The sequence below is a fragment of the Microbacterium sp. 22215 genome (assembly GCF_052045655.1).
Classification (GTDB): domain Bacteria; phylum Actinomycetota; class Actinomycetes; order Actinomycetales; family Microbacteriaceae; genus Microbacterium; species Microbacterium phyllosphaerae.
Genome location: NZ_JBQEPC010000004.1, coordinates 198,010 through 222,401 on the forward strand (window position 1 = coordinate 198,010; position 24,392 = coordinate 222,401).

General features: G+C 68.1%; 28 protein-coding genes. 13 read left to right on the forward strand and 15 right to left on the reverse strand.

Features of this window, described 5'->3' with window-relative positions; genetic code table 11:
- Positions 1-34: 34 nt before the first annotated feature.
- The 4 genes from rplI to rpsF are packed head-to-tail and all read right to left on the reverse strand — an operon-like array spanning position 35 to position 1,690.
- Complete coding sequence (gene rplI, locus ACTJKH_RS08845) at positions 35-487, reverse strand: 50S ribosomal protein L9 (RefSeq protein ID WP_210096397.1); 453 nt, start codon at positions 485-487, stop codon at positions 35-37.
- 11 nt (positions 488-498) lie between these two features.
- The gene (gene rpsR, locus ACTJKH_RS08850) at positions 499-753 is read right to left on the reverse strand and encodes a 30S ribosomal protein S18 (protein ID WP_042541518.1); all 255 of its coding nucleotides are present in this window, start codon (positions 751-753) and stop codon (positions 499-501) included.
- Positions 754-803: 50 nt separating this feature from the next.
- Positions 804-1,316, reverse strand: a complete 513-nt coding sequence (locus ACTJKH_RS08855) for a single-stranded DNA-binding protein (RefSeq protein WP_045253957.1) — start codon at positions 1,314-1,316, stop codon at positions 804-806.
- Between the two features lie 5 nt (positions 1,317-1,321).
- A complete protein-coding gene (rpsF, locus tag ACTJKH_RS08860) occupies positions 1,322-1,690 on the reverse strand; it encodes a 30S ribosomal protein S6 (RefSeq protein WP_029264265.1) in 369 nt (122 codons plus the stop codon).
- Positions 1,691-1,921: 231 nt separating this feature from the next.
- On the opposite strand from rpsF, the gene ACTJKH_RS08865 reads away from it, so the two are divergent.
- Positions 1,922-2,620, forward strand: a complete 699-nt coding sequence (locus ACTJKH_RS08865; protein ID WP_440736593.1) for a hypothetical protein — start codon at positions 1,922-1,924, stop codon at positions 2,618-2,620.
- Between the two features lie 75 nt (positions 2,621-2,695).
- On the opposite strand, the gene ACTJKH_RS08870 is transcribed toward ACTJKH_RS08865, so the two are convergent.
- The 6 genes from ACTJKH_RS08870 to ACTJKH_RS08895 all read right to left on the reverse strand — a co-directional run bounded on the left by ACTJKH_RS08870 (position 2,696) and on the right by ACTJKH_RS08895 (position 7,975).
- Positions 2,696-3,535 (reverse strand): ABC transporter ATP-binding protein, encoded by an 840-nt coding sequence (locus tag ACTJKH_RS08870; RefSeq protein ID WP_210096399.1) that lies wholly within the window; start codon positions 3,533-3,535, stop codon positions 2,696-2,698.
- On the reverse strand, positions 3,532-4,416 hold the full coding sequence (locus ACTJKH_RS08875) for an ABC transporter ATP-binding protein (protein ID WP_440736594.1): 885 nt from the start codon (positions 4,414-4,416) through the stop codon (positions 3,532-3,534). Before ACTJKH_RS08875 ends, ACTJKH_RS08870 begins: the two co-directional genes overlap by 4 nt.
- The gene (locus tag ACTJKH_RS08880) at positions 4,413-5,324 is read right to left on the reverse strand and encodes an ABC transporter permease (RefSeq protein WP_440736595.1); all 912 of its coding nucleotides are present in this window, start codon (positions 5,322-5,324) and stop codon (positions 4,413-4,415) included. Before ACTJKH_RS08880 ends, ACTJKH_RS08875 begins: the two co-directional genes overlap by 4 nt.
- Positions 5,321-6,046: an ABC transporter permease gene (locus tag ACTJKH_RS08885; RefSeq protein ID WP_440736596.1), complete on the reverse strand. Its 726-nt coding sequence runs from the start codon at positions 6,044-6,046 to the stop codon at positions 5,321-5,323. Before ACTJKH_RS08885 ends, ACTJKH_RS08880 begins: the two co-directional genes overlap by 4 nt.
- The gene (locus tag ACTJKH_RS08890) at positions 5,992-6,375 is read right to left on the reverse strand and encodes a hypothetical protein (RefSeq protein ID WP_440736597.1); all 384 of its coding nucleotides are present in this window, start codon (positions 6,373-6,375) and stop codon (positions 5,992-5,994) included. The genes ACTJKH_RS08885 and ACTJKH_RS08890 overlap by 55 nt, the downstream gene beginning before the upstream one ends.
- Positions 6,376-6,388: 13 nt before the next feature.
- Positions 6,389-7,975, reverse strand: coding sequence for an ABC transporter substrate-binding protein (locus ACTJKH_RS08895; protein ID WP_259161300.1), 1,587 nt, complete (start codon positions 7,973-7,975; stop codon positions 6,389-6,391).
- 204 nt (positions 7,976-8,179) lie between these two features.
- On the opposite strand from ACTJKH_RS08895, the gene ACTJKH_RS08900 reads away from it, so the two are divergent.
- On the forward strand, positions 8,180-8,713 hold the full coding sequence (locus ACTJKH_RS08900) for an Lrp/AsnC family transcriptional regulator (RefSeq protein WP_210099053.1): 534 nt from the start codon (positions 8,180-8,182) through the stop codon (positions 8,711-8,713).
- 48 nt (positions 8,714-8,761) lie between these two features.
- On the opposite strand, the gene ACTJKH_RS08905 is transcribed toward ACTJKH_RS08900, so the two are convergent.
- Entirely contained in the window at positions 8,762-9,121 is a 360-nt protein-coding gene (locus ACTJKH_RS08905; RefSeq protein ID WP_440736598.1) for a hypothetical protein, read from the reverse strand.
- Positions 9,122-9,317: 196 nt separating this feature from the next.
- Here ACTJKH_RS08905 and ACTJKH_RS08910 point away from each other — a divergent pair, with 196 nt between their 5' ends.
- The 8 genes from ACTJKH_RS08910 (at position 9,318) to ACTJKH_RS08945 (ending at position 17,417) form a co-directional block, all read left to right on the forward strand.
- Positions 9,318-10,289, forward strand: a complete 972-nt coding sequence (locus tag ACTJKH_RS08910) for a hypothetical protein (protein ID WP_440736599.1) — start codon at positions 9,318-9,320, stop codon at positions 10,287-10,289.
- Positions 10,286-11,404, forward strand: coding sequence for a hypothetical protein (locus ACTJKH_RS08915; protein ID WP_440736600.1), 1,119 nt, complete (start codon positions 10,286-10,288; stop codon positions 11,402-11,404). The genes ACTJKH_RS08910 and ACTJKH_RS08915 overlap by 4 nt, the downstream gene beginning before the upstream one ends.
- 376 nt (positions 11,405-11,780) lie before the next feature.
- Positions 11,781-12,476: a DUF1684 domain-containing protein gene (locus ACTJKH_RS08920; RefSeq protein WP_440736601.1), complete on the forward strand. Its 696-nt coding sequence runs from the start codon at positions 11,781-11,783 to the stop codon at positions 12,474-12,476.
- Between the two features lie 28 nt (positions 12,477-12,504).
- Positions 12,505-13,998, forward strand: a complete 1,494-nt coding sequence (locus tag ACTJKH_RS08925) for an ABC transporter substrate-binding protein (RefSeq protein ID WP_440736602.1) — start codon at positions 12,505-12,507, stop codon at positions 13,996-13,998.
- Between the two features lie 53 nt (positions 13,999-14,051).
- The gene (locus ACTJKH_RS08930) at positions 14,052-15,014 is read left to right on the forward strand and encodes an ABC transporter permease (RefSeq protein WP_440736603.1); all 963 of its coding nucleotides are present in this window, start codon (positions 14,052-14,054) and stop codon (positions 15,012-15,014) included.
- On the forward strand, positions 15,011-15,871 hold the full coding sequence (locus ACTJKH_RS08935) for an ABC transporter permease (RefSeq protein WP_440736604.1): 861 nt from the start codon (positions 15,011-15,013) through the stop codon (positions 15,869-15,871). The genes ACTJKH_RS08930 and ACTJKH_RS08935 overlap by 4 nt, the downstream gene beginning before the upstream one ends.
- Positions 15,868-16,665 (forward strand): ATP-binding cassette domain-containing protein, encoded by a 798-nt coding sequence (locus tag ACTJKH_RS08940; protein ID WP_440736605.1) that lies wholly within the window; start codon positions 15,868-15,870, stop codon positions 16,663-16,665. The genes ACTJKH_RS08935 and ACTJKH_RS08940 overlap by 4 nt, the downstream gene beginning before the upstream one ends.
- Positions 16,662-17,417 carry an ABC transporter ATP-binding protein gene (locus ACTJKH_RS08945; RefSeq protein ID WP_440736606.1) on the forward strand — a complete coding sequence of 252 codons (756 nt, stop codon included), beginning with the start codon at positions 16,662-16,664 and terminating at the stop codon, positions 17,415-17,417. Before ACTJKH_RS08940 ends, ACTJKH_RS08945 begins: the two co-directional genes overlap by 4 nt.
- A gap of 120 nt (positions 17,418-17,537) precedes the next feature.
- Here the strand turns inward: ACTJKH_RS08945 and ACTJKH_RS08950 are convergent, their stop codons facing one another.
- The 3 genes from ACTJKH_RS08950 to ACTJKH_RS08960 all read right to left on the reverse strand — a co-directional run bounded on the left by ACTJKH_RS08950 (position 17,538) and on the right by ACTJKH_RS08960 (position 21,077).
- Positions 17,538-17,939, reverse strand: coding sequence for a DUF779 domain-containing protein (locus tag ACTJKH_RS08950; protein WP_440736607.1), 402 nt, complete (start codon positions 17,937-17,939; stop codon positions 17,538-17,540).
- 75 nt (positions 17,940-18,014) lie between these two features.
- Positions 18,015-19,565 (reverse strand): acetaldehyde dehydrogenase ExaC, encoded by a 1,551-nt coding sequence (gene exaC, locus ACTJKH_RS08955; protein WP_210096415.1) that lies wholly within the window; start codon positions 19,563-19,565, stop codon positions 18,015-18,017.
- 186 nt (positions 19,566-19,751) lie between these two features.
- Positions 19,752-21,077 (reverse strand): GAF domain-containing protein, encoded by a 1,326-nt coding sequence (locus ACTJKH_RS08960; protein WP_440736608.1) that lies wholly within the window; start codon positions 21,075-21,077, stop codon positions 19,752-19,754.
- Between the two features lie 259 nt (positions 21,078-21,336).
- On the opposite strand from ACTJKH_RS08960, the gene ACTJKH_RS08965 reads away from it, so the two are divergent.
- Genes ACTJKH_RS08965 through ACTJKH_RS08975 form a run of 3 tightly spaced genes read left to right on the forward strand, consistent with a single transcriptional unit; the run spans position 21,337 to position 22,924 of the window.
- The gene (locus ACTJKH_RS08965) at positions 21,337-21,690 is read left to right on the forward strand and encodes a PadR family transcriptional regulator (protein WP_440736609.1); all 354 of its coding nucleotides are present in this window, start codon (positions 21,337-21,339) and stop codon (positions 21,688-21,690) included.
- Positions 21,687-22,787, forward strand: a complete 1,101-nt coding sequence (locus ACTJKH_RS08970) for a hypothetical protein (RefSeq protein ID WP_440736610.1) — start codon at positions 21,687-21,689, stop codon at positions 22,785-22,787. The genes ACTJKH_RS08965 and ACTJKH_RS08970 overlap by 4 nt, the downstream gene beginning before the upstream one ends.
- Positions 22,784-22,924 carry a hypothetical protein gene (locus ACTJKH_RS08975; RefSeq protein ID WP_259161281.1) on the forward strand — a complete coding sequence of 47 codons (141 nt, stop codon included), beginning with the start codon at positions 22,784-22,786 and terminating at the stop codon, positions 22,922-22,924. Before ACTJKH_RS08970 ends, ACTJKH_RS08975 begins: the two co-directional genes overlap by 4 nt.
- 28 nt (positions 22,925-22,952) lie before the next feature.
- Here the strand turns inward: ACTJKH_RS08975 and ACTJKH_RS08980 are convergent, their stop codons facing one another.
- Positions 22,953-24,380 carry a CCA tRNA nucleotidyltransferase gene (locus tag ACTJKH_RS08980; protein ID WP_440736611.1) on the reverse strand — a complete coding sequence of 476 codons (1,428 nt, stop codon included), beginning with the start codon at positions 24,378-24,380 and terminating at the stop codon, positions 22,953-22,955.
- Positions 24,381-24,392 lie beyond the last annotated feature (12 nt).

The window sequence follows — 24,392 nt, forward strand, 5'->3', positions numbered from 1 at the left end:
CCGAAGGACAGGGGGCGTTCGAGAGCGTCGCGCCTTACTTGGCGGCGACGACCTGCAGCGTGATGACTGCGGTCACGTCGTCGTGCAGACGAACCGTGGCCTCGTGCTCACCGGTCGACTTGATCGCCGACGGGATGTGCACCTTACGCTTGTCGATCGAGCCGAGACCCGCGGCTGCGACAGCATCCGCGATGTGATCGGTCTTGACCGAACCGAAGAGGCGACCCTCGTTGCCGGCCTTGACGGCCAGGCGCACCTTGGTGCTCTCGAGGGAGTTCTTCAGTGCCACGGCCTCGTCGCGGTCGTGGATCGCACGCGCCTGACGAGCAGCCTGGATCGAAGCGACCTGCTTTTCGCCACCGCGGGTCCACGCCGTAGCGAAGCCCTGGGGGATGAGGTAGTTACGGGCGAACCCGTTCTTGACCTCGACCACGTCACCGGCGCTACCAAGCCCGGCGACCTCGTTCGTGAGAATCAGCTTTGCCATCTCGTTACCCCTTACCGGCCGGCGCCAGCGTAGGGCAGGAGTGCCATTTCGCGTGCGTTCTTGATCGCCGTGGCGATCAGACGCTGCTCCTGCACCGAAACACCGGTGATACGACGGGCGCGGATCTTGCCGCGCTCCGAGACGAACTTACGGAGGGTGGAGACATCCTTGTAATCGATGACTCCGACCCGGATCGACTTCGCGGGAGCGGTGGGCTTGCCACCCTTCCGCGGCTTGCGGCGGTCGCCGCTCGACTTTCCAGCCATTGTTTTTCCTTAGTTTTGAGACGGATGCCGAAGCATCCGGAGATCCTGTTTCAGAAGGGGGTGTCGTCGCCGAAGCTGCCCGGAGTGCTCCAGGCATCGGCGCTGGTCGACGAGCCGGGCGTGGACCACGGCTCCTCCGACACCTGCTGCTGCTGAGCGGGACGCGACTGTCCGCCGCCACCGCCGCCGCCACCGTTCGAGGCCGCACGGGTGACCTGTGCAGTCGCGTACCGAAGCGAGGGGCCGATCTCGTCGACCTCCAGCTCGATCGCGGTGCGCTGGTTGCCCTCGCGGTCCTGGTAGGAGCGCTGACGCAGACGGCCCTGCGCCATGACGCGCATGCCCTTGGTCAGCGAACCCGCCACGTGCTCGGCGAACTCACGCCAGACCGACGCACGGAGGAACAGCGCTTCGCCGTCCTTCCACTCGTTGGCGGCGCGGTCGAAGTTCCGAGGCGTCGAAGCGATGGTGAAGTTCGCCACCGGCAGTCCGTTCTGCGTGTAACGCAGCTCGGGGTCGGCCGTGAGGTTGCCCACCACGGTGATGACTGTTTCGCCGGCCATCGGACTCAGGCCTTCGCAGCCTTGGCGGCCTTGCGGGCTGCCTTCTCTTCAGAGCGCTTCGCCTCCGAAGCGACCATCGCCTGAGCTTCCTCAGAGCGGAGGACCTTCGTGCGCATGATCTGCTCGTTCAGCTTCAGCTGACGGTCGAGCTCCTGCGTGGCTTCGCTGGTCGCGGTGAAGTTGACGACGGCGTAGATGCCCTCGTTCTTCTTCTGGATCTCGTAAGCCAGACGGCGCTTGCCCCAGATGTCGACCTTGTCAATCGAGCCACCATCGTTGGTGATGACCTTCAGGAACTTGTCGAGCGTAGGGGCGACCTGGCGCTCGTCGATCTCGGGGGTCAGAATGACCATGAGTTCGTACTGGTGCGTCACTTACCCACCTCCTTCGGACTAGAACGGCTTCCGGGACTTTCCCGGAAGCAGGAGGGTGTGTGCACGTCATCCGCCCGAGCCACCCCGAATGGGCGCCTGAAGGCAGACAACCTTGACAGTGTAGCGGAGAAAACTTCGGACTGCCCCCACACGAATCGCCTCAGAGTTGGCATGCTGGTATCCGTGCGTGCCGACAGGCGCCGCACGACAACGACCGAAGGGGGAAGCGCAATGCGCGTAAACAAGTGGGGTGTCGGCGTCATGCTCGCCGCCGCCGTAGTGCTCACCGGCTGTTCCGCAGGTTCTGAGAAGCCCGCAGACGAGAAGCCCGCGGCCGGTGCAGAAGAGACGACCGCACCCGAGTCCGACTGCCCCGAACTGTCGGAGGGCGCCACGGTCGACGGCGCCGAGCTCGGCACCTGCATCACCGAGGCCATGACCGACACCGCCGGCTACGCCGCGAAGACGTCGATCCTCGGCATGGACACGACCGCCCGCTACAACCCGGGCACGGATGCCGTCGAGACGATCACGCCCATGGGATCGCTCATCGTGATCGGTGACGACGCCTGGGTGAAGTCGGCGACGAGCGAGTGGCAGGTCGCAGACCCGAACTCCAGCGACCCGATCATCGCCGCGCTCAGCAGCGGTGCGCAGACGGCCGCCGACACCGACCCCGCGACCGCGGCAGGCGCGCTCACGGGCGAGTTCACCGTCACGGGCACGGGCACGCGCCTGGGCCAGGACGTCTACCTCCTGAGCGGCACGTCCGAGGCGCAGGGCGTGGCCGTCGACGTGGTCTTCGAGGTCACGAGCGATTACGTCGTGCTCGCCACCACCGGCACGACCGAGGCTGCGGGCCAGACCGTCGAGACCTCGCTCGAGATCACCGAGTGGGACGCCGAGCAGGACATCGTCGCTCCGCTCTGATCCACGAGCGGATGGTGCGGGCCGGGGCGATCGCCTCGGCCCGCACTGCGTTGAGAACGACAACGCGGGCGCAGCTCAGTCGATGACGGGGGCGATCTCCGACCAGACCGTGCGCTCGTTCGTCGACGGCGCGATGGGGATGCGGCCCGCGCCGTCGGGCTCGGGGATCGCGGCGAGCAGCGCCTGGGTGTACGGATGCTGCGGCGCAGACCACACGCGGTCCGTGGCCCCCGCTTCGAGCACACGTCCGGCGAACATCACGAAGGTGCGGTCGGCGATGCGTCGGACGACAGCGAGGTCGTGCGAGATGAACAGCATCCCCGCGCCCGACTCTGCGACGAGATCGCGCATGAGCCCGGCGACGCTGGTCTGCGTCGAGGCATCCAGAGCCGAGATGGGCTCATCGGCGACGAGCAGCGACGGACGTGCGGCGAGCGCCCGGGCGATCGCGAGACGCTGCTTCTGTCCTCCGGAGAACTGGTGGGGGAACCGCGTGGCGACCTCGGTCGGAAGACCGACCCGCTCGAGCCACTCCTCGACGGTCGAGCCCTCGGCGCCACGAGCCCGCGCGGTGGCGATGCCGTCGGCGATCTGGTCGCCCACCCGGCGGCGCGGGTTCAGCGATGTCGACGGGTCCTGGAACACCATCTGGATGCCGGTGAGCGCGAGGCTGCGACGGCGGATGCCCAGCGGCGTGACGGGTGCGTCGCGGAAGCGCACCTCTCCCCCGGCGAGCTTCTCGATGCCCACGACGGCGCGAGCCAGGCTCGACTTGCCGCTGCCGGACTCGCCGACCAGCGCCACCGTCTCACCGGGTGCGACCGTCAGCGAGACCTTGTCGACCGCGACCACGGGCGGGTTCCCCGGGTACCGCACGACCACGTCGTGCGCGTCGAGGACGGCGACTTCACTCATCTGCGGGCCTCCTCATCGGCATCCGGCAGCTCGGCATCCGGCAGCACCGGGTCGAGCAACGTCGGGTCGTGTGCGGGGTCCGCATCCGCGATCTCGATCTTCGACCCCGGCAGTGCCGCGAGCAGCGTGCGCGTGTACTCGTGCTGCGGGTCGCGGAACAGTGTCGCACGGTCGGCCCGCTCGACGATCTGCCCGCTCTTCATCACCGCGACCTCGTCGGCGATCGCGCTCATGACGCCCAGGTCGTGCGTGACGAGCAGCACCGCGAGGTTGCGTTCGGTCGCGAGGTCGCGCAGCAGCTTCAGGATGCCGGCCTGCACCGTGACGTCGAGGGCGGTGGTCGGCTCATCGGCCAGCAGCACCTCGGGGTCGCAGGCGAGGGCGCAGGCGATCGCGATGCGCTGCCGCTGTCCGCCCGAGAACTGATGCGGGTAGCGCTTCAGCGCAGCATCCGGATTCGGCACCTGCACGGTCTCGAGCAGCTCGATGGCCCGCGCCGTGGCCGCGGCGCCGCGCAGCCCGAGGTGCACGCGCATGTGGTCGGTGAGCTGGCGGCCGATCGGCAGCTGCGGGTGCAGCGACGCCGACGGGTCCTGGAAGATCATCGCGATGCGCTTACCCCGGATGCGGTTGAGGGCCCGGCGGCGCATGCCGACCAGCTCCTCCCCCGCGAGCGTGATGGATCCGCCGGTGCGCGCCTGACGGGGCAGGAGCCCGAGCACGGCGAGCGAGGTGAGGGTCTTGCCCGATCCGGACTCGCCGGCGAGACCGTGGATGCGGCCCGCCTCGAGGTCGAGCGAGATCCCGTGCACGAGCGGACGGCCGATGGTGATCGTGAGGTCCCGGATGCTCAGGGCAGCCGTCGAGACAGGCGCGGTCATGCCGCCACCCCCTTCGCCGAGGCGGCGTGGTCGGCCTGCTTCTCGTGCGTGACCTCGGCCGTCGGGTCGAGGATGTCGCGCATCGCGTCACCCAGGAAGTTGAAGGCGAGCACCACGGTGAGGATCGCGAGGCCGGGGAAGACCCCGAGCCACCAGGCGTCGAAGTTCTGCATGGCTGCCGAGATCATCGACCCCCATTCGGCGGTCGGCGGCTGCGCACCGAGGCCGAGGAACGAGAGCCCCGACAGCAGCAGGATCGCCGCGCCGATGTCGAGCGTCGCGAGCACCATGACGGGACCGGCGATGTTCGGCAGGATGTCGACGAACAGGGTCCGCAGCGGAGAGTGGCCGAGCAGACGACCTGCGATGACGTAGTTCTGCCCACGGAGTCCGAGCACGATGCTGCGGGTCACTCGCGAGTACTGCGGCCAGGACACCACGATCGCCGCGATCACCGCGTTGAACAGCGACGGGCCGAGCGAGGCCGCCACGACCATCGCGAGGATGACCGTCGGGAACGCCATGAAGAGGTCGGTGATGCGCATCAGCGTCTCGTCGACCCAGCCGCCGAAGTATCCGGCGACCGCGCCGATGACCGTGCCGATGATCATCGCGGCGATCACGAGCATCAGCGCGAGCGGAAGGCTCACGGTCGCACCCGTCATCAGTCGCGAGAAGATGTCACGCCCGTTGCCGTCGGTGCCGAGCAGCGTGTCGATGCCCGGGGACTGCAGACGCGGGAGCACCTGGGCGTTGGGGCCGAACGGCACCCACCACTGCGCGGTGAAGGCGACGATGATCCAGGCACCCGCGATGACGGTGCCGATCACGCCGAGGGGCGTGCGCCAGGCGCGAGGCCAGCGGAAGCGGAACCGCCAGGGGCCGGATGCCGAGTCGATGCGGCTCATGCGATCCTCACTCTCGGGTCGAGGACGCCGTAGAGCAGATCGACGACGAAGTTGATGAGGAGGTAGATGAACCCGACGACGAGACCGACGCCCATGATGCCGGGGAGGTCGAGGTTCGCCGCCGAGTTGTAGGCGTAGGTGCCCAGGCCCGGCCACGCGAACACCGACTCGACGAGCACGGTACCCGACAGCAGGGATCCGAAGGCGACGCCGACGACGGTGAGGATCGGGAGGGATGCTCCTCGCAGCACGTAGTCGAGGATCACGCGCATCGCGGGAAGGCCCTTGGCCCGAGCCGCCCGAACGTAGTCGCTGCCCAGCACCTCGAGCACCGAGGTGCGGATGAAGCGGGTCAGCAGGCCGATCGTCACGAGCGACAGCACCATCACCGGGAGTGCCAGGTGCGCGAGAGCATCCGCGAATCCGACGCCGTCTCCGTTGATGAGGTAGTCGACCGTGTAGAGCCCGGTGATGCGGGGCGGCGGGGTGATCGACGGTGAGATGCGACCCGAGCCGGGGGCGATCCGCAGCTCGAGGAAGAACACGTAGAAGCTCACGAGTGCGAGCCAGAAGGTCGGCACGCTCAGGCCGATCAGCGTCACGATGCGGATCACCTGATCCGTGACGAGTCCGCGGCGGTACGCCGCGAGGGTGCCGAGCACCACACTCACCGCGAGGCTGAGGATGATCGCGCCGATCGCGATCTCGATCGTCGCAGGCACCGCGGTGGCCAGGTCGCTGGTGACCGGNTCACCAGCGACGTGCCGAGGTCTCCGCGAAGGAGGTTCCCCATGTAGATGAAGTACTGCACGAACAGCGGCTGATCGAGTCCGTGCTCCTTGATGAACGCCTCGCGCGTGGCGGGGTTCTGTGATGCGCCCTCACCCAGCGCCGCCGACACGGGGTCGCCGGGCACGAGGTTCGTCAGCGCGAAGGTCACGATCGTGACCCCCACGAGCAGGAGCAGCGAAGTGCCGATCCGGCGCAGCAGGTATCCGACGAGCGGCGACCTGCGACGCTGCGCCTGCCGTCGCACGGCCACCGTCGTCATCAGACTGCTCCGCTCAGCCGGCCGGGGTGATCTCGGCGATGTCCATCTCCCACACCGAGTTGTACACGGCGCCGGTGACGGAGTCAGCCGTGGCGATGTTTCGACCGGGGACGATCAGCGGCACGAAGGGACCCTCCGCCTGCATCGCCTCGGCGAACGAGGTGAAGGCCTCGCTGCGCTGGGCCTCGTCGGTCGCGGCTGCGGCACCCGCCGCGATGCCCGCGATCTCGGGGTTGGCCTCGGCCGCCCATCCGGCGCGCAGGCCGACCTTCAGGCCGGGAGCGAAGGGGAGGAAGTTCGCGGAGTCCGCATAGTCCGGACCCCAGAACCAGAGGCCGAAGCCCTCGGTGCCGTTGACGTAGGCGTCGAGCTCGGTCGCGAACGGCGCCGGAGCGAGTTCGACCGTGATGCCGGCATCCTCGAGCTGTGCCTGGATGCGCTCGGCGAGAGGCGTGAACTCCACGCCGCCGACCGGGTAGTCGTTCGGGAACTGCAGCTTGAGGGTCTGACCCGTGTAGCCGGCCTCCTCGAGAGCGGCCTTCGACTTGTCGAGGTCCTGCTCCACGCCACTGTCGAGGGCTCCCTCGAATCCGGGCGGGATGACGCCGGTGGCCTGGACGGCGCCGGAGCCTGCGAGCTCGAGCAGCGCGTCGTAGTCGAGGGCGTAGCGGATCGCCTCGGCGATCTTGACGTTCGCGAGGTCACCCGCGACGGCCTCCGACTGGTTCAGCAGCAGGAAGATGGTCTGGCCGGACGGCACCGACTCGACGTTCAGTCCGTCGCCGAGACCCGAGACCTGGTCGCCGTTGAGGTCCATCGCGACCATCGAGTCGCCGCCCTTGAGGTTCGCGAGCTGGGTCGCGCTCTCCGAGACGTTGCGGACGACCACGCGGTCGTAGGCGGCCTTCTCGTCGCCGTTGTACTCGTCGCTCTTGGTCAGCACGACCTGCGACGAGAGGTCGAGGGTGTCGAGCACGAACGGGCCGGAGCCGGCGGAGGCGCCGTCGAGGAACTTCTGTGCGCTGTCGGATCCGTCGATCGATCCGCCGTTCTCGATGACCACGTCGGAGTTGACGATGCCGAGAGCGGGGTTGGCGAGGATCGCGGGCAGCTGCAGCAGCGGGGTCTCGGACGTGATCGAGATCGTCTTGTCGTCGACCTCGGTGATCGTCAGGCCGCCGAGGAGGAAGTTCGGCTTGGCATCGGTCATGCCCTGGATGCGCTGCAGGGTGAAGACGACATCCTTGGCCTCGATCGGCGTGCCGTCGGAGAAGACGCGGTCGCCCTCGAGAGTGAAGGTGAACTCGGTCGCCTCGTCGTTCTGCTCCCACGACGCGAGGCCGGGGACGGGGGTCGAGACGTCGGAGCCCTCGAAGTCGACCAGCGTCTCGTACAGGGCCTTCGCGATCATGTTGCCGGTCGGGTCGTAGGTGTGACCCGGGTCGGCGGTCTCGATCGAGAACGCGGTGTCGATGACGAGCGAGTCGGAACCGGAGGATTCTCCGCCGTTGTTCGCCGAGTTGCCACCGGAGCAACCTGCGAGTGCGAAGAGCGCGACGGCTCCGATCGCGATGACGGACGTGCTGCGACGTGACGACATATGGGCCTCCAAGGGCGAGGAGTTCATCGGGTTTCGGTCGACTCCGGGTGGACGACCGGTGATCAGATTCGCATCATATGGGACGATGTGTCCAGCGATGTTGCAGATCACGATCACGGTCTGTCAGAGAGCTCGCACGTGAGGAGCATTGTGTCCACCAAGACCGACGAAGCAGTGAAGCAAACTGGACGAAGTGGCGCCCCTTTGGACGACATCGGATACAGAATCCTCGAGACGCTGCGTGATAACGGTCGCATCTCGATCGCCGCTCTGGCCGAAACCGTCGGGATCTCGAGGGCGAACGCCTACACGCGGGTCGAGTCGCTCATGCAGGACGGTGTCATCACGGGCTTCAGCGCCCGGGTCGACCAGTCCAAAGCGGGTCTCTCGATCGGTGCCCTGGTCTTCGTGACCGTGCATCCGCAGGCGTGGGCGTCGTTCCGCGAGAGCGTGCTCGAGATGCCCGACATCGAGTGGTGCGCCATCACGACCGGCGAACACGACGCGATGCTGCTGATCCGCGCGGTCGACGTGAGCGGAGTGCACGAGTTCACCACGGGCGTGATCGCGCAGCTCCCCGAGGTGCGCACGGTCGTCAGCGTCGTGGTGCTCGACGAGGTGATCCGTCGCGCCTACCTGCTGCCGACCGATCTTCCCGAGCGCGATCTGGCGACACCGCTGGGCATGACGCGGTGGACGCCGGCGACGCCGGGTCGCGACATGCTGCCCCCGCGCTGACCTTCGCGGTCGTCGAGCGAGCGGAGCGAGACGAAGAAGCTCGTGCTCTCAGGCGGCGACGGGCTCTTCGCAGACGCTCAGCTGAGGGAGTCCGTGCATCTCGTAGTGCTCGACGAGGCGGATGCGTCCGTCATCCGTCAGCTCGAGTTCGCTCTCGCCGTCTCCGGTCACGACGGTGCCGTCGGCGACGAGGACGTGCACGAAGGAGACCCAGATGGTGTCGCCGGTGCGCGTGCCGACGAAGCGACCGAACGTCACGGTGTCGCCCGAGTAGTCGCCCCAGATCGCGCCGTCCTTCTCTCGGTAGACGAACTCGCTGGGGGCGGCGGCATCGACGACCGAGGTGGTCGACGAGACCATCGTGAAGCGGCGGCCGTCGAGCGAGGGGATGGATGCGGGGGACGTCATGATCCGATTATGGAGGGCGCCCCGGCAGGGCTCAGAACCGCCCGTCAACCGTCTGGCGCGGCCACTCACCCGATGATCGATGCAAGACGAAACGGCCGCGCGGATCGTCGGCGGCACCGTTTCGTCTGACCTCTCATTCGAGGTCGAGACGCAGCGGCGTGACGTGAGCGGGTGTCTCGCAGGTACCGTGGGTCGCATGCAGTGGATCTCTGACACCTCGGCGGGCGACTGGCTGCGCGATCGCCTCGACGATCCGTGGAACGCGACGATGCACGACGTCGTGCCGCACGGGTTCCCCGCGTACGCCCGCATCCTGCATCCCGCGACCGTGCGCTCTCTGCCCGACCGCCCCGTGCCCTCCTCCGACGAGTACGAGCGGATGTCGCAGGCCGAGCACCTGAGCCTGATCGACCAGTACGTCGATGAGCCCGCGACATGGGCGGAGACGGCATCCGCCTTCGGCACGACCCTGCACCCGCTGGCTCAGTGGCAGCGCATCGTGCGCACCCCGACCGACGGCGACTGGAACCTGCGGCTCTCCCCCGACGGTCGCGAGTTCACGGGTCCGATGGAGGGCGAGATCGCCCCGGAGACCCTGTCGATCATCGCCTCGCACCTCGTCGACCACACCGCGACACCGGATGCCGGCTTCGCGGCGCTCTGGGAAGGTCGGGGCGGTCTCGTCGGACACCTCGGCCATTCACCGTCCCGGATGTTCTTCACGTTCGACGACGAGCCGAATCACCAGGCGATGCTCGACCGCAGCATCCATGACCCTCTCAACAACGCCTTCCGCAAGCCGACGTGGCAGGAGGGCATCCTGTCGCGCGAGATCTCCGAGGGGCCGCGGTTCCGCCTGCCCGGACGTGATCACGTGCTGTTCCGCGGGGCGGTCAGCGACTTCGCCCGCGCGGACTGGGTGCTCGATGTGCCGTGGCGCGATCGCCCGCGTGAGGAGCACGGCTTCGCACCCTCGGCGCAGAGCCCCAGCATCCTGTGGCCGGACGACCATGCGTGGGCTCTCGTGAGCGAGATCGACTACGACTCGACGATCGTCGCGGGGTCCGCCGCGTTGATCGCGGAGATCTGTGCGGATGAGAGCCTCGAGGCGTTCCCGATCCCCGAGAACGCAGAGCTCACCTGGGATGCCGACGAGGTGAACCGATGAGCGCCCCGCAGCCGGCCCCGTCGTTCGACGCCGGCCCTCTCACCGATCCCGTCGACCCGCGGGCTGTCAGCGCCTTCCAGACCGAACTCCGTGCGCGCGGGACGTCGGGCGTCTCGGCCGCCTCGATCATCGCGATCGTGGTCTTCGGCCTCGTGTTCGTCGTCGCCATGACGCTCGTCGGCGCGACGATGGTCTCGATGTTCACCGATCCCGGGGCATCGTCGTTCGCCGGTCTCGGCATCCTCGCGGCTGCCGGTGTCGGGATCGCCATCGCGATCGTGAGCTGGCGTCGCTCACGGGTCGCGCGTTATCGACTCGACGCCTTCGCCCGAGCGAACGGGATGTCGTACGAGGCCAGGGCCGCGAACCCCGCCCTGCCGGGCATGCTCTTCGGCCTCGGTCGCTCCCGCGAGGCCACGGATCTCGTGCGCGGCACGCAGCCCCGCTTCGTGGAGTTCGGCAATTACCAGTACACGACCGGGTCGGGGAAGAACTCGACCACACACCGCTGGGGGTACGTCGCCGTCAAGCTCGACGTGCCGCTGCCCAACATCGTGCTCGACGCGAAGGGCAACAACGGCTTCGGCTCGAACCTGCCGGCGTCGTTCCAGCGCGAGCAGCGACTGTCGCTCGAGGGCGACTTCGACCGGTACTTCACGCTGTACTGCCCCGAGGGCTACGAGCGCGATGCCCTCTATCTGTTCACACCCGACATCATGGCGCGGTTCATCGACAACGCCGCCGAGCTCGACGTCGAGATCGTCGACGACTGGCTGTTCCTCTACACGCAGCGCAAGGCTTCGACGCTCGACCCGGCGACCTGGGCGTGGCTGTTCGGGGCTGTCGGCGCGGTGATCACCAAGCTCGACCAGTGGGAGCGCTGGCGCGACGAGCGACTGCTGATCGAGAACCCGACGGCGGCCGCGGCCGCGTCATCGAGGGTCTCGCCACAGGCTGCGGGCGAGCGACTGCCGTTCGCACCCCCGGCCGGCCTGCTCTCGCCGCCGCCGGGCGTCGCGCGCGAGGGGCGACGCCTGAAGAAGAGCTTCCCGTGGCTGCCGTTCGTCGTGGTGATCGGCTTCGCGGTGTTCTGGTTCTGGTCCAGGTCGTTCTGAGCGGAACCCCCGAGGGTGGGTTGTGGGGGTGGGTGCTGACTGGGGATCAGCGCTCCCACCCCATCCCCCCTCGGGATCAGAAGAAGATCTGACTCTCCCTCCGCAGGACGGTCGAACCGTCCACACGCGCGGGTCAGCTGGGGACTGACGGCTCTGCGCGTATATGAGTAATGGTATACCGGCATACGTTGCATTCCATTGCGTTGGAGATAGTCCACCGAACCGGTCGAATCCCCCGAAACCATGCACGAAATGCGGACTCAAACGCCTCTCGGAAGGCCGCATTCGTGCATCCACCCGAGCGTCCCTCCTCGGGCATTACCTCGAGTGACGGCCACGGCCCCGCCTCCTTCTGCATGCAAGAGAATGGAAGGTGATGTCTGAACGCGAAGATCACACCCACTGGCAGGCCGAGCGCCGTGCCTCCGTCACGTCCGCGACGGGCAACCTCGCGCTGATCGAGACCCGCTGGACGGGCGATCGGCCCGATCTGGATGCCGAGCAGCAGGAGGCGTCCGACACGGTGACCGTCACGCCCATTCAACGCACGAACATCGAGACCGGCGCCGCCGAGCACGGACTGCGGGTGTGGGATGCCGACGCGCCCGCCATCCGCGCCTTCGACCGCATCGACACGTACGAGTACGACCCCGCATGGGTTCTCGAGGGGCACTTCACGCCCGTGTCCGGCGATCGTCGGGTGTCGTTCGAGCACATCCGCGACAACGGCGGCACGCGCGACCTCGTGGTTCCCGGCGACATCCGACTCGAGCTCGACGGCCGCGAGTACGACCTGGCCGCCTTCGACGACGGGGGCACGCTGCTGCTCGTCTTCGGCGACGAGACGAACGGCTCCGAGACCTACGGATCCGGACGCTTCCTGTTCGTGCAGCTGCGCGACGACGAGGGAACCGTCACCCTCGACTTCAACCGGGCCTTCGTACCTCCGTGCGGGTTCAGCGCCCAGTACAACTGCCCGCTTCCGCCGGCATCCAACCGCTTCCCCCTGCCTATCCGAGCAGGCGAGAAGAACGTCGTCTTCCGCGACGGCTTCGACATCTACGCGGCGTGATGCCGCACACTCTCACCCTGGAGTACTCATGAGAAGAACCCGCATCCTCGGCGCGCTCGGCGCCGTCGCCACGCTCGCCCTCGTGGCCGGCTGCGCGTCGGGCACGACAGACGACGCCGCGAGCGAAGACGCCACCATCTTCATCGGGTCGCTGTACGAGCCGACCAACCTGAGCAACACGCAGGGCGGCGGCCAGGGTGTGACCGAGTCGCTGACCGGCAACGTCTACGAGGGCCTCTACCGCCTGACCGACGACGGCGAGGTCGAGCCGCTTCTCGCCGAGGACGCGCAGGTCTCGGACGACGGCCTGACCTACACGATCACGCTGCGCGACGACGTGACCTTCCACTCGGGCGACCCGCTCACCTCGGCCGACGTCAAGTCGAGCATCGAGGCCGTCACCGCCGAGGACTCGGTGTCTGCGCGCAAGTCGAGCTTCGCGACCATCGCCGACATCGCGACCCCCGACGACCAGACGGTCGTGTTCACGCTGTCGCAGCGGTCGATCTCGTTCCTCTACAACCTCAGCTACGTCTGGATCGTCAACGACGAGGCCGGCGACATCACCGGCAAGGAAGACGGCACCGGCCCGTACACGCTCGACGAGTGGAAGAAGGGCTCGACCCTGACCCTCGAGCGCTGGGACGACTACTGGGGTGAGCCCGCCAAGAACGGAGAGGTCGTCTACACGTACTTCACCGACGCCACCGCCGAGAACAACGCTCTGCTGACCGGCGAGATCGACGTGATCACCAGCGTGCAGAGCCCTGACTCGCTCACGCAGTTCGACTCCGACGACTACGTCGTCAGCGAGGGCACCTCGACCACGAAGGAGCTGCTCGCGTTCAACGACCGGGTCGCGCCCTTCGACAACGCACTCGTGCGCAAGGCGATCTACTCCGCGATCGACACGAAGAAGCTCCTCGAGTCCATCTGGGGCGACTACGGCACGCTCATCGGCTCGATGGTGCCGCCGACCGACCCCTGGTACGAAGACCTCACGAACGTGAACCCGTACGACGTCGAACTGTCGAAGGATCTGCTCGCACAGGCAGGCCTCGCCGACGGCTTCACGTTCACGCTCGACACCCCCAGCTACGACCCGCACCCCGCCGTGGCGGAGTTCCTGCAGTCGCAGCTCGCCGAGGTCGGCATCACGGTCGAGATCAACACGATCAGCGCCGACGAGTGGTACACGAAGGTGTTCAAGGAGCAGGATTTCGAGGCGACTCTGCAGGAGCACGTGAACGACCGTGACGTGGTCTGGTACGGCAACCCCGACTTCTACTGGGGCTACGACGACGCCGACGTGCAGCAGTGGGTCGCCGACGCCGAGCAGGCGGCCACGACCGACGAGCAGACCGCACTGCTGAAGAAGGTCAACGAGAAGATCGCCGAGGATGCCGCGAGCGTATGGTTGTACCTGTACCCGCAGATCGTGGTCGCCTCGAGCGACCTCAGCGGGTACCCGGTCAACGGCCTGAACTCTCAGTTCTTCGCCTACGACATCGTCAAGTCCTGACGCGCGAGGGGGATGCCGCGCGTCGGCATCCCCCTCTTTCATCCTGAGAAGCCATGCTCGCCTACCTGCTGCGCCGCCTCGCGTTCCTCGTGGTGTCGCTCGTCGTCGCGATGATCGCGATCTTCGTGCTGCTGCGCCTGCTCCCCGGCGACCCGGCGAACGCGCTGCTCTCAGTGAACGCCACCCCCGAGCAGATCGCCGCCGCCCGCGCGCAGGTCGGCTCCGATCAGCCGCTCCTGCAGCAGTTCACGACCTGGGCCGGTCAGCTGCTGCGCTTCGATCTCGGTGAGTCGTTCCTGAGCTCGCGTCCGGTCGGCCCCGATATCGCCGATCGCCTCGCCGTCACTCTCCCGCTCACGCTGATCGCCTTCTCCGTCGCCCTGCTCGTCTCGCTCGTCATCGGCATCACTGCCGCCGTGAAGTCCGACCGCTGGTACGGGATCGCGCTCTCGGGCTTCGCGCAGCTCGGCGTCGCCGTGCCCGTGTTCTGGGTCGGCGTCGTGCTCGTGTGGATCTTCGCCCTCGGTCTCGGGGTGCTCCCGTCGGGCGGATTCCCCCGCGATGACTGGGAGGATCCCGCGGATGCACTGCGTTCGCTCGCCCTTCCGGTGACCACCATCGTGATCGTCATGAGCGCGTCCCTCAGCCGCTACGTGCGCTCCGCCACGCTCGACGTGATCGGCAGCGACTACCTGCGCACCGCGCGGGCGGGAGGATCGGGCATGTCCGAGGCGCTGCTGCGTCATGGCGTGCGCAACGGGTCGGTGCCGGTCGTCGCGATCCTCGGCATCGAGCTGTCGACGACGCTGCTCGGTGCGGTCGTGGTCGAGAGCGTCTTCACTCTTCCCGGTCTCGGCAGCCTGCTGCTGTCGGCCATCGAGCAGCACGACTTCCAAGTCATCCAGGCGGTGCTCGTCGTCAGCACGCTCTTCGTGCTGCTCGTCGGGTTCGCCGCCGACATCGTGCAGCGCCTGATCGATCCGCGTCTGCGCACGAGCGTCTCGGGCAACCGATGAGCCGCGTCGCCGAGCAGCTGATCACCGACTCCGTTCCCGTGCGGAGGCGGCCGAAGGCGACCCTGCTGATCGGTCTCGTGCTCACCGGCGTGATCGTGCTGATCGCCCTCGTGTCGCTGTTCTGGCTCCCGTACCCGCTCGCCGACACCAGCGGCAGCCGCCTCGAGGGCCCGAGCGCCCTGCACCTCCTCGGCACCGATCGCCTCGGCCGCGACATGCTCTCGCAGCTCATGTGGGGGGCCCGGATCGCGCTGATCGTCGGTCTCTGCTCGGTGGCGATCGCCGCCGTGCTCGGCACGATCATCGGTCTCATCGCCGCCTTCTCGCGACCCTGGGTCGACGACACGCTCTCGGCCGGACTCGACGTCGTGATCGCGTTCCCCGTGCTCCTGCTCGCGATGCTCGTCGTCGCGGTCCAGGGCGCATCGCTCTGGTCGGCCGTGCTCGCGATCGGACTCGCGATGTCGGCGGTCGTCGCGCGCCTCACCCGCATCCTGTCGCGCCGCGTGCTGCAGGAGCAGTACATCACCGCGGCGCGCACCAGCGGCACATCTGTTCTCGGAATCGTCTTCCAGCACGTGCTGCCCAACATCGCGCCGACCCTCGCGGTCAGCCTCGCACTGCAGTTCGGTGCCGCCGTGCTCGCCGAGGCGAGCCTGTCGTACCTCGGACTCGGCGCACCCCCGCCCAACGCCTCGTGGGGTCGGATGCTGCAGGAGGCCCAGGGCACGGTGCTCACCGCACCTGTCGGGGCGATCGCCCCCGGCATCGCGATCATCGCGCTCGTGCTCGGAGTCAACTTCCTCGCCGACGGCCTGCGCGACCTCGCCGATCCGACCCGCAGGAGGAGCCGATGAGCATTCTCGACGTCTCGGGTCTCACGGTGCGCTCGGCGTCCGGCGCGCTCGTGCGCGATGTGTCGTTCTCACTCGCACCCGGCGAGCGCCTGGGTCTGATCGGTGAATCGGGTTCGGGCAAGTCGCTCACCTCGCTCGCGGTCACCGGCTTGCTTCCGGATTCGCTCACGGCCTCAGGGTCGGTGCTGCTCGACGGGCACCAGGTGGTCGGTGCTCGTGATGCCGACCTGAGGCCGCTGCGTGGACCCGTCGCCCAGATCGTGTTCCAGGAGCCGCTCACCGCACTCGATCCGTTGATGCGCGTCGAACGACAGATCGCCGAGCCACTGCGTCGCCATCTCGGACTCCGCGGCGCCGAACTGCGCTCCGCCGTCGCAGCCGCACTCGACGAGGTGGCGCTGTCGGAGCCGCGGTTCGCACGCGCCTACCCGCATGAGCTCTCGGGAGGACAGCGCCAGCGCGTGGCGATCGCGATCGCCCTCGCCGCCCAGCCGCACCTGCTGATCGCCGACGAGCCGACGACGGCGCTGGATGTCACGGTGCAGGATGCCGTGCTCGCCCTGCTCGAGCGGCTCGTCGCCGAGCGCGGCATGGCGCTGCTGTTCATCAGCCATGACCTCGCCGTCGTGTCGCGCATGGTCGATCGCATCATCGTTCTCCGCGACGGGCTCATCGTCGAGGAGGGCGCGGTCGCTCAGGTGCTGCAGCATCCGGTGGAGCCGTACACGCGGATGCTGGTCGACAGCGCTCGCGCGCTCGACGCATTCCTCGACGCGAAGGAGGCCGGCGCATGAGCCTTCTCGAACTGCGCGCCGCCGGGTTCTCATACGGGTCCCGTCGGGTGCTCGACGACGTCTCGTTGAGTCTCGACGAGGGCGACTCGCTCGGTCTCGTCGGCGAATCGGGTGCGGGAAAGTCGACGATCCTGCGGCTGCTGCTCGGGCTGTCGGCACCGCGCGACGGGCAGATGCTGTTCGAGGGCGTGCCCCTCTCTCTGCGCGACCGTGCGCAGATGCGCCGCTTCCGGGCGAGCGTGCAGCCGGTGTTCCAGGACCCGTACTCGTCGCTCGACCCCCGTCAGCGCATCGACCGCATCATCGGCGAGCCCCTGCGCTCACTGCGCCTGGCATCCGGCCCCGACGCGCAGCGCCGCATCGCCGAGGCCCTCGAGTCGGTCGGGCTTCCCGCTGACACCGCCCGCCGCTACCCGCACGAGTTCTCGGGTGGACAGCGCCAGCGCATCGCGATCGCACGGGCCGTCGTCTCGCGCCCGAGGGTGCTGCTCGCCGACGAACCCGTCAGCGCGCTCGACGTCACCACGCGCGTGCAGGTGCTCGAGCTGCTCGACCGTCTGCGCCGCGAGAACGGACTGTCGCTCGTGATGGTGTCGCACGACCTCACCGCGATCGCCTCGGCGTGCGATCGCACCGTCGTTCTGCAGAACGGTCGTGTCGTCGAGCAGGGCGCCACGGCATCCGTGCTGCACGCCCCGCAGGACCCGTACACCCGCGCCCTGGTCGACGCGGTTCCCCGCCTCCCCCGCTGAGCACCGGCCGCCCGTCGCATTCGTCACGGATGGCTGGCCGTTTCACGGATGGCTGCCGGACCGACGGCGTGTCTCCCGCCAGTCGGACGTCGTCCAGCCGATCTGACGCTGGCGGCCCCCTCAGCCCGCCGAAGGCGCCAATCCGAAGTACTCCAGCTCCGCGTCGTTCAGCATCCTCGACCGGATCAGGAACCGCATGCCCGTCGGCCCCTCGACCGAGAATCCGGCGCCGCGCCCCGGCACCACGTCGATGGTGAGGTGCGTGTACTTCCAGTACTCGAACTGCGACTCCGACATGAAGACCTCGACCGGGGCATCCAGCCCCACGTCGAGGGCGCCCAGCAGAACGTCTCCCGGCCCGGTGATGAACATCCCCACGGGGTAGCACATGGGCGACGAGCCGTCGCAGCATCCGCCCGACTGATGGAACATCAGGGGTCCGTGCTGCACGGTGAGATCGCGTACGAGGGATGCCGCGGTATCCGTCACGTCAACGCGTTGGTAGGTGCCGATGCTCACCATGGTTCGTGCCTTCCTTCAGATGCCTCCGGGAGCGATGGTGCCGGGCGGGCGCTGNGCGCCCGCCCGGGGTCGAGCTCAGAAGAAGCCCATCGGGCCCTCCGCGTACGAGACCAGGAGGTTCTTCGTCTGCTGGTAGTGGTCGAGCATCATCTTGTGGTTCTCCCGACCCACACCCGACTGCTTGTACCCGCCGAACGCGGCGTGCGCCGGGTACTGGTGATAGGTGTTGGTCCAGACACGCCCGGCCTCGATCGCGCGCCCAGCACGGTAGGCGGTGTCTCCGCTGCGACTCCAGACACCGGCACCCAGACCGTAGAGCGTGTCGTTCGCGATCGAGATCGCATCGTCGAAGTCGTCGAACGAGGTGACCGACAGCACCGGACCGAAGATCTCCTCCTGGAAGATGCGCATGTCGTTCGTGCCCTCGAAGACGGTCGGAGCGACGTAGTAGCCCTCGCTGAGGTCGCCTCCGAGGTCGACGCGCTCCCCACCCGTGAGCAGCCGAGCGCCACCCTGCTTTCCGATGTCGATGTAGCTGAGGATCTTCTCCAGCTGATCGTTCGATGCCTGCGCCCCGATCATCGTGGCGGGATCGAGCGGGTTGCCCTGCACGACCTTGCCGACGCGTGCGAGTCCGTCGGAGAGGAAGCCGTCGTAGATCGACCGCTGGATGAGCGCACGCGACGGGCAGGTGCAGACCTCGCCCTGGTTCAGTGCGAACATCGTGAAGCCCTCGAGCGCCTTGTCGTAGAACGGGTCGGCGGTGTCGCGGGCGACGTCCTCGAAGAACACGTTCGGGCTCTTGCCTCCGAGCTCCAGTGTGACCGGGATCAGGTTCTGCGACGCGTACTGCATGATCAGGCGACCCGTCGTGGTCTCCCCCGTGAAGGCGACCTTGCGGATGCGCTTGTGCTGAGCGAGCGGCGCCCCCGCCTCGATCCCGAAGCCGTTGACGATGTTGACGACGCCGGCGGGCAGCAGGTCGCCGATGATGTCGAAGAGGAAGAGCAGGGATGCCGGGGTCTGCTCCGCCGGCTTGATGACGACGCAGTTGCCTGCGGCGAGCGCCGGCGCGAGCTTCCACACGGCCATGAGGATCGGGAAGTTCCAGGGGATGATCTGGCCGACCACTCCGAGCGGCTCATGGAAGTGGTACGCGACGGTGTTCTCGTCGAGCTGACTGATGCCGCCCTCCTGCGCACGCAGCACTCCGGCGAAGTAGCGGAAGTGATCGACCGCGAGGGGGATGTCGGCGGCGAGCGTCTCTCGCACCGGCTTGCCGTTCTCCCAGGTCTCGGCGATCGCGATCTCCTCGAGGTGCTGCTCGATGCGGTCGGCGATCCTGTTGAGGATCACGGAGCGCTCGGCGGGGCTGGTCTTGCCCCAGCTCGCGAAGGCCTTCCAGGCGACGTCGACCGCGCGGTCGATGTCTTCGACGGTGCCGCGGCCCACCTCGGTGAACGGCTTGCCGTTGACGGGGCTGACGTTCTCGAAGAACTGGCCCTTGACCGGGTCGACGAACTCTCCGCCGATGTAGTGCCCGTACCGGGGGCGGTATTTCGCAAGGGCGCCCGGCTGACCGGGAGCGGCGTAGGCGGTGGACACGTCTTCTTCGACGATGGTCATCGGGACTCCTTCGACGGGCCGCGGGCGTCGGTGCTGCGCGGCTGTGCTCCGACGGTACGTCCGCGAACGTTGCGCCCGAATGCGCAACGTTGCAGAAGGTTGCGGCTCGCCCCAGCGGGTTTCGAATCGCGTAAATGACCCGATTCGACGTCGAAATGCGACCAGTCGCGCGATTCGAACGCCGCGTCAGCGACCTTCGAGGCGCTCGATACGGGCGACGAGACCCGCGCGTTTCGGCGAACGGGCGGGGAGCATCTCGAGCGCGAGACGCAGGGCTGCGGCGTCTCCCTGCCCTTCCGGGATCTCGGCGTAGGCCAGCAGCACATCGAGACTCGCCTCCGACAGCATCGCCTCTCGCAGCGCCGCTCTGACGGTCTCGCGGAACTCCTCGACACCCGGCGACGTCGATTCGGGCAGCACCGGCCCGCGATAGGCGGTGAGCGCGACGCGGTGGGCGCCGCGATCGAGCAGCGACAGCACGTCGTGCGCATCCGTCTCGAGGGGCACGGTCAGGCGGTAGGGGCGGGACTCGGGAACGAGGCTGGGCGCGTGTTTCTCGAGCACCTTACGCAGGCGCACCATCTCGGGCCGCAGCGTGTCGGCGGATGCGTCGGGGCCGTAGACGAGTTCGCTCAGTCGCTCTGCCGACAGACCCTGGCGGTTGATCGCGAGCATCAGCAGGATGGCGGCGTGGCGGGCGCTGAGCTCGATGACCGACTCTTCGAGCTCGGTCTCGCTCTCGAGCCGGGCCCGGTCTCGACCGAGCACATGGAGTGTCGCGCGAGTCGTCGGTTTGGCCCGTGAGGAGATCGTCGTCGGTCGATGCGACTCGCTCCGTTCCCGCAGGCGCGCGACCATGAGCTCGGATTCCACGGCGCGTGCCGTGGCGTCCACGAGAAGGCGGGCCTGGGTCGAGACGACCTCGTCTCCGCCGGTGATGTCGATGACGCCGAGAACCCGCTGCGTCTCGGGGTCGCGCACGGGCGCAGCGGTGCACGACCACGGGTGCACGAGGCGGTTGTAGTGCTCGGCGCCGCGGATCTGCACGGACTGACCCAGGGTCAGCGCAGTTCCGGGCGCGGTGGTGCCGACGGCATCCTCGGCCCAGTTCGCGCCCGCGACGAATCCCATGCCCTCGGTGAGCGACTGCAGCTGGCGATCGCCTTCGATCCAGAGCAGGCGGCCGGCCTGATCGCCGACGGCGATGACGACCCCGGATTCCTCTGGTGTGCCCGGGAGCAGCAGCGCGCGGATCATGTCCATCGCGGATGCCAGGGGATGCGTGAGCCGATACGCCTCGAGCTCTTCGGTCACGAGCTCGATCCGCGGGGCTTCCTCGGGCCCGACCCGACCGCGCCACGATCGCACCCACGACTCCCGCACCAGCGGTCGCACCTGCTGCAGGCGGTGGTCGTCGAGGTTGCCGGCGATCAGCTCTTCGTGTGCGCGCTCGATCAGGAGACGAGAGGCCTCAGGCGGGCCGTCACGTGACACCTGCCACGACGCAACCACAGCGTCTCCGATCGTCGATGGTGGAGCGTTACCTCAGTGTAGGAGCCGGATGCCACGGGCGGAACCCGCGATATTCCGGTTGTGGTGCACAGATGCATGCCCAGATCACGGGTGCAGGTCCAGATCGGCGATCCGGGCATACAGGTGTGATCTGAGCATGCAGGTGTGCACGGTGACGCGATCACGCGACCCGCCGGACACGCGCCACGCGCACTACTGTGCAGTGCGTGGTAGTGTGCAGTGCATCGAAGGAGGTCCGATGGACACCACCCAGCTACTCAAGGGAGTGCTCGACGTCGCCGTGCTCGCCGTGCTGCGCACTGAGGACGGGTACGGCTACGACATCGTGCGCAGACTCAGGGATGCCGGCCTCGGCGATGTCGGCGACGCGTCGGTGTACGGAACTCTCCGTCGTCTGTACGCCGCGGGCAGCCTGTCGAGCTACGTCGTCCCGTCCGACGGCGGCCCGCACCGCAAGTACTACGCGATCAACCCGCAGGGCCGTGCGGCTCTCGACTCGCAGACCGTCACCTGGCTGGACTTCGCGGGGGCGATGTCCACGCTGCTCACCGCTGAGACCACAGACACACCCACGATCGGAGAGAACCGATGAACGACACCGCCGTCTCGATCGACGAACAGATCCGCTCCTTCGCTCTCGCCGTGCGCGAGCACCTCGACGACCTCCCGGCCGACGAACTCGACGAGATCGTGGGCGGGCTCACCGCCGACCTGGCAGATCAGGCCGCCGACAATGACGGGGTTCTCGAACTCGGCGACCCGGCCGCGTATGCCGAGGAGCTGCGGACTGCTGCGGGACTGCCGCCCCGCACCGCGGCGCGGCGACGAGTGCCCCTCGGCACACGGATCCGAGGCTGGCGCGGCCGCACGACGCAAAGCATCCGGCGCAGCCCGATCGGGGCATGGTTCCTCGATCTGCTGCTCGTGCTGCGTCCGGTGTGGTGGGTGCTGCGCGGCTACGGCATTTACGTCGTCGCGCTGTCAGTGGTCATCACGAGGGTGGGCAACGGAGGACGTCTCGACCATTGGATGGTTCCCGACTCCCTGCTCGAATGGGTAGCCGTCGCGGTGCTCGCGGTCGTGAGCGTGCAGTGGGGGCGCGGCCAGTGGCTCCCCAAGAACGCCCTGCGCCACATCCGCACGGTGGCGAGCATCGTGGCGCTCCTGGCTCTCGTCGTCGCGCTGCCCGCCGCGTTCACACCGCGAGTCGAGTACGTCGGCGACGAGTACGGGCTGCAGAGCGGCCTGCGCCTCGACGGTGTGCAGATCAACAACATCTTCGCGTTCGACGCCGAGGGCAATCCGATCGACCAGGTGCAGCTCTTCACCGGCAAGGGCACACCGATCGATCTCTACGGGGAGAACGGCGCGCAGACGGTGCTGACACCCGACGGGCAGATCGTCGAGTCCGAGAACGGCGGCGACCAGCAGTTCGGGATGCAGGACGACGGACTGCGGGCGACGATCCCCGGCGACGACTACCGCGGACGCCCGGTCTGGAACGTGTATCCGCTCGACGAGGCCGACCTCGACCCGAGCTCGCTGATGCCGGAACTCGAGACGGTCAAGCGCCCCCAGCCGCCCTTCCAGAAGGCGCCGGGCATCGATGCGGCGGACGCCACGCCGTTGCCGACCCCCTCAGCCGCCGACGGGATCGTGCCGTCTCCGACCGAGACCCCGGCGCCGTGACCGACAGGGGCGAGCGGATCATCTCGATCGACATCACGCATCTCGTACGAGCGGCACTGGGTCAGCCCGCTGACCCGCGCGCGCAGGTCGATCGCCTCGATCCTGAGACAGGCACGACGATCCCGTCAACCGGATGACGCGCATGCATCCGACCGGCAGCAGAGCTCAGCCGCGGGCGGCCCACCACTCGCGGAGGCGCTGCTCGGAGGCATCCGGTCCGATGACACCCTCGTCGAGACGCAGTTCGAGCAGGAACCTGTAGGCCTCGCCGACCTCGCGACCGGGAGCGATGCCGAGGATGCTCTGGATCTGGTTGCCGTCGAGCTCGGGACGGATCGAGTCGAGTTCCTCCTGCTCGCGCAGCGCGGCGATGCGCGACTCGATGTCATCGTAGGCTCCGGCCAGGCGACCGGCCTTGCGCTTGTTGCGAGTGGTGACGTCGGCGCGGGTGAGGATGTGCAGGCGCTCGAGCTGGTCGCCGGCGTCGCGCACGTAGCGGCGCACCGCGGCATCCGTCCAGGCGCCCTCGGCATATCCGAAGAATCGCAGGTGCAGCTCGATCAGCTTCGACACGGCATCGGTCGTGTCGGTGTCGAACCGCAGCGCCTGCAGACGCTTGCGCGCCATGCGCGAGCCGACGACGTCGTGGTGGTGGAACGTGACCACTCCCCCGTCTTCGAGCTTGCGGGTGCGGGGCTTGCCGATGTCGTGCAGCAGCGCGGCGATGCGCAGTGCGACGTCGGGTTCGGCGCCGGGGTTGCGCGACTGCTCGAGCGAGATCGCCTGGCTGAGCACCGTGAGCGAGTGCTCGTAGACGTCCTTGTGGTGGTGGTGCTCGTCGACCTCGAGTCGCAGCGCGCTGACCTCGGGCAGGAACTCCTCGATCAGACCGGTGTCGACCAGCACGCGGATGCCGCGCACGGGGTCATCGGTCTGCATCAGCCGCACGAGCTCGGATTGGATCCGCTCCGGGCTCACGATCTCGAGGGTCGCCTTGAGCTCGGTGATCGCATCCCACGTGGCGTCATCGATGCGGAACCCCAGCTGGGCGCTGAAGCGCGCCCCGCGGAGCATCCGCAGTGGGTCGTCGCCGAACGAGACCTGCGGATCCGCCGGGGTGCGGAGCACTCCGCCGAGGAGGTCTTCGACACCCCCGGTCGGGTCGACGAGCTTGACGGCCGGCACCAGCAGCGCCATCGCGTTGACCGTGAAGTCGCGGCGGTGCAGGTCGGCGTCGATCGTGTCGCCGAACTCGACCGTCGGCTTGCGGGTCACCCCGTCGTAGCTGTCGGCCCGGTACGTCGTGACCTCGACCTGCTCGCCCTGCACCCGTGCCCCGATCGTGCCGAACGCACGGCCGATGTCCCACTGGGCGGTCGAGATCGGCGTGACGATGCGCAGGATGTCGTCGGGCAGCGCGTTCGTGGTGAAGTCGAGGTCGTGCGTCGGGCGGCCGAGCAGCGCATCGCGCACCGGACCGCCGACCACGGCGAGGTCGAAGCCCGCCGCCGAGAACGCGTCGGCGAGGGTGCGGACGACCGGATTCTCGGCGAGCGCGCCGAGACGGTCGAGGCCGTCAGCCATATTGAGCATGGGTTCCAGCGT

Coding starts and splice junctions, on each gene's coding strand:
- ACTJKH_RS08965 (WP_440736609.1), top strand. CDS start 21,337: ATGGACACCACCCAGCTACTCAAGGGAGTGCTCGACGTCGCCGTGCTC.
- rplI (WP_210096397.1), bottom strand. CDS start 487: ATGGCAAAGCTGATTCTCACGAACGAGGTCGCCGGGCTTGGTAGCGCC.
- ACTJKH_RS08980 (WP_440736611.1), bottom strand. CDS start 24,380: ATGCTCAATATGGCTGACGGCCTCGACCGTCTCGGCGCGCTCGCCGAG.
- ACTJKH_RS08875 (WP_440736594.1), bottom strand. CDS start 4,416: ATGACCGCGCCTGTCTCGACGGCTGCCCTGAGCATCCGGGACCTCACG.
- ACTJKH_RS08940 (WP_440736605.1), top strand. CDS start 15,868: ATGAGCATTCTCGACGTCTCGGGTCTCACGGTGCGCTCGGCGTCCGGC.
- ACTJKH_RS08895 (WP_259161300.1), bottom strand. CDS start 7,975: ATGTCGTCACGTCGCAGCACGTCCGTCATCGCGATCGGAGCCGTCGCG.
- ACTJKH_RS08915 (WP_440736600.1), top strand. CDS start 10,286: ATGAGCGCCCCGCAGCCGGCCCCGTCGTTCGACGCCGGCCCTCTCACC.
- ACTJKH_RS08880 (WP_440736595.1), bottom strand. CDS start 5,324: ATGAGCCGCATCGACTCGGCATCCGGCCCCTGGCGGTTCCGCTTCCGC.
- ACTJKH_RS08945 (WP_440736606.1), top strand. CDS start 16,662: ATGAGCCTTCTCGAACTGCGCGCCGCCGGGTTCTCATACGGGTCCCGT.
- exaC (WP_210096415.1), bottom strand. CDS start 19,565: ATGACCATCGTCGAAGAAGACGTGTCCACCGCCTACGCCGCTCCCGGT.
- ACTJKH_RS08905 (WP_440736598.1), bottom strand. CDS start 9,121: ATGACGTCCCCCGCATCCATCCCCTCGCTCGACGGCCGCCGCTTCACG.
- ACTJKH_RS08870 (WP_210096399.1), bottom strand. CDS start 3,535: ATGAGTGAAGTCGCCGTCCTCGACGCGCACGACGTGGTCGTGCGGTAC.
- ACTJKH_RS08865 (WP_440736593.1), top strand. CDS start 1,922: ATGCGCGTAAACAAGTGGGGTGTCGGCGTCATGCTCGCCGCCGCCGTA.
- ACTJKH_RS08855 (WP_045253957.1), bottom strand. CDS start 1,316: ATGGCCGGCGAAACAGTCATCACCGTGGTGGGCAACCTCACGGCCGAC.
- ACTJKH_RS08925 (WP_440736602.1), top strand. CDS start 12,505: ATGAGAAGAACCCGCATCCTCGGCGCGCTCGGCGCCGTCGCCACGCTC.
- ACTJKH_RS08920 (WP_440736601.1), top strand. CDS start 11,781: ATGTCTGAACGCGAAGATCACACCCACTGGCAGGCCGAGCGCCGTGCC.
- ACTJKH_RS08930 (WP_440736603.1), top strand. CDS start 14,052: ATGCTCGCCTACCTGCTGCGCCGCCTCGCGTTCCTCGTGGTGTCGCTC.
- rpsR (WP_042541518.1), bottom strand. CDS start 753: ATGGCTGGAAAGTCGAGCGGCGACCGCCGCAAGCCGCGGAAGGGTGGC.
- ACTJKH_RS08910 (WP_440736599.1), top strand. CDS start 9,318: ATGCAGTGGATCTCTGACACCTCGGCGGGCGACTGGCTGCGCGATCGC.
- ACTJKH_RS08935 (WP_440736604.1), top strand. CDS start 15,011: ATGAGCCGCGTCGCCGAGCAGCTGATCACCGACTCCGTTCCCGTGCGG.
- ACTJKH_RS08950 (WP_440736607.1), bottom strand. CDS start 17,939: ATGGTGAGCATCGGCACCTACCAACGCGTTGACGTGACGGATACCGCG.
- ACTJKH_RS08970 (WP_440736610.1), top strand. CDS start 21,687: ATGAACGACACCGCCGTCTCGATCGACGAACAGATCCGCTCCTTCGCT.